The sequence below is a fragment of the Microbacterium sp. Bi128 genome (assembly GCF_918698205.1).
Genome location: NZ_CAKKMM010001667.1, coordinates 1 through 1,037, shown reverse-complemented (window position 1 = coordinate 1,037; position 1,037 = coordinate 1). Strand labels below are relative to the sequence as shown.

Below are 1,037 nucleotides of genomic sequence, written 5' to 3'. Positions count from 1 at the left end.
GCGCGCATCGTAGAGGAATGCGGCAGGTGCTTCCCTATAGAGGAGGTCCATGGCTTCCTTATAAATGCCCTGGGCTGCGTCCCTGTCCGTTCCCGTCAAGGTTGCCGCCTTGTCAACCAAATTGTCGTACTCCGGGGACTTCCAATAGCTCAGGTTGAAGGATGGCTTTTCGCTGGAATGGAACAGCGTCGTGAGATTGTCGCTGCCGGCGTCGCTGTAAGTCGGCCAGTAGTTAAGTACAAAGATGTCCTGGGCGCTCTGAGGATCAGCCTTTGCGCTGTCCCATTGCTGGTTGAAAAGTTCGGCTTTCACGTCCAGCTTCACACCGATTTTGGCGAAGGCGTCCTTGATCAGCGGCACGAACCGTGCTTCCGCGGGATTCTCGGAGGCGTAGGTGAGTTTGAGGTTCATGCCGTCGGCATGACCAGCTGAGGCCAATAGTTGCTTGGCCTTTTCCAAGTCCTGGGAGTACTGCGGGACGTCCTGGCTGTAGGGGAAGATGCCGCTGGGAGCAGGGCCGTGGGACTGCGTGCCGTAGCCCTGCCCGCCGATGTCAATGATCTCTTTGTACGGAATCGCGTAGCTGAGCGCGCGGCGGACCTCCGGGTCGTTGAGTGGTGCGCGGCTCGTGTTAAACATGGCCAGGAAGTTGAACGGTGAGTTGAAGTCTTTCACCGTGAACTTCGGATCGCTGGCCAGGGTCTTGACGTTTTCCAAGGGAATGTTGGTCGCATAGTCCACCTCACCTGCGGTCAGCATCTGCTGGGCCGTGACTGCATCCGGGGTGATAGAGATGTCGACAAAGTCGACGTGCGATGCAGCCTTTTTGTTCCAGTAGCCGTCGTACTTCTTCAGCACGACCTTAGAGCCGGGCTTGTAGGAGTCGATGGTGTAGGGGCCGGAGCCCGCGTCGATTCCGGCCTCGAAGTACTTGTCATTCTTGGCGGATGCGGCCAGGGCCTTCGGGGCAACGATCCAGGCGCCGTAGGTCGAGGAGGCGACGAGGTCCATCGGCGCAGCGTACTTCAGCTGCAGCG

The 1,037-nt window shown here is 58.7% G+C and carries 1 protein-coding gene; it reads right to left on the bottom strand.

Annotated elements, in window-relative coordinates; translation table 11 throughout:
- Window positions 1-1,011, bottom strand: a 1,011-nt coding sequence (locus LQV45_RS35380; protein ID WP_230012721.1) for an ABC transporter substrate-binding protein, incomplete at its 3' end; no start/stop codon positions are given.
- Window positions 1,012-1,037: the final 26 nt, after the last annotated feature.